This is a genomic window from Rhodococcus sp. (in: high G+C Gram-positive bacteria) (genome assembly GCF_049286785.1).
GTDB lineage: Bacteria > Actinomycetota > Actinomycetes > Mycobacteriales > Mycobacteriaceae > Rhodococcus_F.
Genome location: NZ_JBAQEO010000556.1, coordinates 1 through 2,654 on the forward strand (window position 1 = coordinate 1; position 2,654 = coordinate 2,654).

Sequence of the window (2,654 nt, forward strand, 5' to 3'; positions counted from 1 at the left end):
ATCCGGGGCGGGATGAACATCTCGGCCCGGGAAGTGGAAGAACACCTCCTCGCGCACCCGCAGATCATCGGGGCAGCAGCCGTATCGATGCCCGACGACCGTCTCGGCGAGAAGGTCTGCGCCTTCATCGTGGTGAACGGTCCCGCACCGTCCCTGGACGAACTGGCCGACTTCTTACGGAACGAACGCAAGGCCATGATGCAGAAGATCCCCGAGAAGCTGGTCGTCGTCGATCAACTACCCACCACCGCCACCGGAAAGATCCAAAAGTTCTTGCTCCGCAAGCAAGCCGCCGAACTGACCGACAACAACTAGAACCGCCCGGCACTGCCAGGTACCCGCGAACAAGTTCTGCCGCACCGATGTTGCGGCAGAACTTGTTTCGTTCGTCCCGGCCGCGCCCGCTCCCCCGCGAAGGACCTCGCTCCAAGGGCGTACGAATATCTCTCGTCAAGGTGACGTTTCGCCCGCCGGCAGAGGAAAGACTTGGATCACACGAGTAGTCCGGATCTGCGAGCAGAGAATATGACGACCTTCGAACACCTCGTCGGAAACTTCACCAAGCTGCACCCGGCGGCCTCGAGAATCTGCCCGTCCGAATGGAACCCCATTGATGTAGAAGGAAGCGGAATGAGCAAGATCACCTACGTACTGCCCGATGGAAGCGAGTCGACGATTGACGTCCCGCCCGGCCAGAGCATCATGGACGGTTCGGTCCGCCACAACCTTCCGGGAATCGTCGCCGAGTGCGGGGGAAGTTGCTCGTGCGCAACGTGTCATGTCATTCTCGATGAGGACTCCCAGGAGCTGTTCGACGAGGCCACCGAAGAGGAGCGTGATCTGCTCGAGTTTCTCGAAGGGGTGCAGCCACACTCACGGCTGTCGTGCCAGTTGATCGTCAACGGTCGGTGTGACGGACTCCGGGTCGTCGTACCCGACACCAACGGTTGATTCAGGTGGTGCGGCCGGAGGAGTCGTCGGACTTGGTCATCTCCAGGTATCGGTAGATCGCCTCGGACCGGTTCATCGCTCCCAGCTTTCGCAGGATCTTCTTGACATGCGATTTCACGGTGAAGACGCTGATCACGAGTACATCCGCGATTTCCGTGTTGGATTTTCCCGCCGCCAGGAGCTGGAACACTTCGCGCTCACGCCCGGTGAGTTCCTCCAGGCCTGACGCGTTGCAGTTCGAGGGCAGGGGAGCCGGTGACAACGACGCGGCACCGTCGCCACGCGCGTTCCCGAAGGCGACTTCTGCATTCGATAGCCTTTCCGCTTCGCGACTTTCCTGTTGCAGGCGTTCGACGATCAGCCGCTTCTGTTCGGTCAGTCGTTCGGACACCAGTGCTCGTTCGAAGAGAGTCCCGAAGCCGGCGGCGAAAGCGTCGAGCAGGTCTCGGTCTGCGGTACTCGGCTTTCGATCGTCGACGCGACATGCGTGAATCAAACCGATGACCCCAGTGGAGACGGCGATCGGGGCCACGGCATACCCTCCGGTACCGAAGATCAAGGCACCTGGGATGGTTGTGGAGTTCCCCGTCGAAGACAGCCGATCCGGCTGCACGAGAACTGCGGTGCGATTCTGGACGGCCTGTTCCTCCGGCGATCCGGGCACTATCGGCGTCGTCGCAAGTGAACCGACGTCAGGCGCAGCCCCCTTTTCGAACTGCGTCTCCACGATCGTCCAGGCATCACCGTGTACCTCCGAAATCAGCACACGGGCGAGGCCGGTCATCGCGGCGACCTCGGCGCACACGCTTCTGGACAACCCGGCCACCGTTTCGGCACCACGAAGACGTCGAACGGCCCCTGCGAAGTCGGCGGTACCGACGACCGCAGACGACGACGGTGACGCCTGCAGACGGTGGTGTACATCTCTGATCTCGACGAGGAGCCGCCCGAAGGGCACCTTTCTGTCCGCCGCGATCGTCGGCAGTCCACGTAGCCCGGCTTCCGTCGCCTCGTCGAGCAGGGCGAGCACGAGGCCCGGTGACACCTTCCGCGTCTGGCTCCTCGGGTCCGAGACCGAAGTCGTTGCGCAGGCGACCGAGCAGCGACACGGCTGTCTTCATGACTTCGACGTCGCCTCGCGACCGCACGGAGCTCTGCATCGGGGATTGGCCGTTGTTCACGGCTTCGGTGTCCGTCATCGTCGGTTCTGGTGGGAATAGAGCACCGCAGCTGCCGCCCGGGTCGGCACGCGCAGTTTCCTGAGAATGTGCTTGACGTGTGACTTCACGGTTCCCTCGGAGATCACCAGTGTTTGCGCGATCTGATTGTTGGTGGCTCCGGTCGCGATATGGGAGAGGATCTCGCGCTCACGGAACGTCAACACCGCGTTGACCTCCACCGCGGATATCTCGTCGACGGTGTGCCGAGGGCTGTGAGGATGCGCATCCGGCTGGGGACGCAGGCCCAGCTCCGCCTTCTGGATGCGTTCGAGCAGCGTGTCGGTGGCGTCGAAGGACGCCGCGAGCCGCGACCTCTGCGTGCTGATGCGTTCCCGTAACACCGCTTGCTCGTACACGAGAGCGAAGAACGTCGCGAACGCGTCCAGTCTGTCGCGGTCGTCCGGATCGAGCGGGTCCTGCACGCCGGGACGATCAGCGTGAATGAGCCCGATTACCCTGCCCCTGGACACGATGGGTGCGGCG

Annotated in this window: 4 protein-coding genes; 2 read left to right on the top strand and 2 right to left on the bottom strand. The window is 62.7% G+C overall.

Annotated elements, in window-relative coordinates:
• Together WAW17_RS20070 and WAW17_RS20075 are read left to right on the top strand one after the other, a co-directional pair.
• A partial coding sequence (locus WAW17_RS20070) for an AMP-binding enzyme (RefSeq protein WP_422334675.1) occupies positions 1 to 315 on the top strand: 315 nt, incomplete at its 5' end.
• A gap of 315 nt (positions 316 to 630) precedes the next feature.
• On the top strand, positions 631 to 951 hold the full coding sequence (locus WAW17_RS20075) for a 2Fe-2S iron-sulfur cluster-binding protein (RefSeq protein ID WP_422334676.1): 321 nt from the start codon (positions 631 to 633) through the stop codon (positions 949 to 951).
• 1 nt (position 952) lies between these two features.
• Here the strand turns inward: WAW17_RS20075 and WAW17_RS20080 are convergent, their stop codons facing one another.
• Both WAW17_RS20080 and WAW17_RS20085 read right to left on the bottom strand, forming a co-directional pair.
• Complete coding sequence (locus tag WAW17_RS20080; protein ID WP_422334677.1) at positions 953 to 1,996, bottom strand: LuxR C-terminal-related transcriptional regulator; 1,044 nt, start codon at positions 1,994 to 1,996, stop codon at positions 953 to 955.
• 150 nt (positions 1,997 to 2,146) lie between these two features.
• Positions 2,147 to 2,654: response regulator transcription factor (locus WAW17_RS20085; RefSeq protein WP_422334678.1), on the bottom strand; the 508-nt coding region annotated here is incomplete at its 5' end.

Bases quoted from the DNA above. Each gene is read 5' to 3' on its own strand.
- WAW17_RS20075 (WP_422334676.1), top strand. From the start codon at position 631: ATGAGCAAGATCACCTACGTACTGCCCGATGGAAGCGAGTCGACGATT.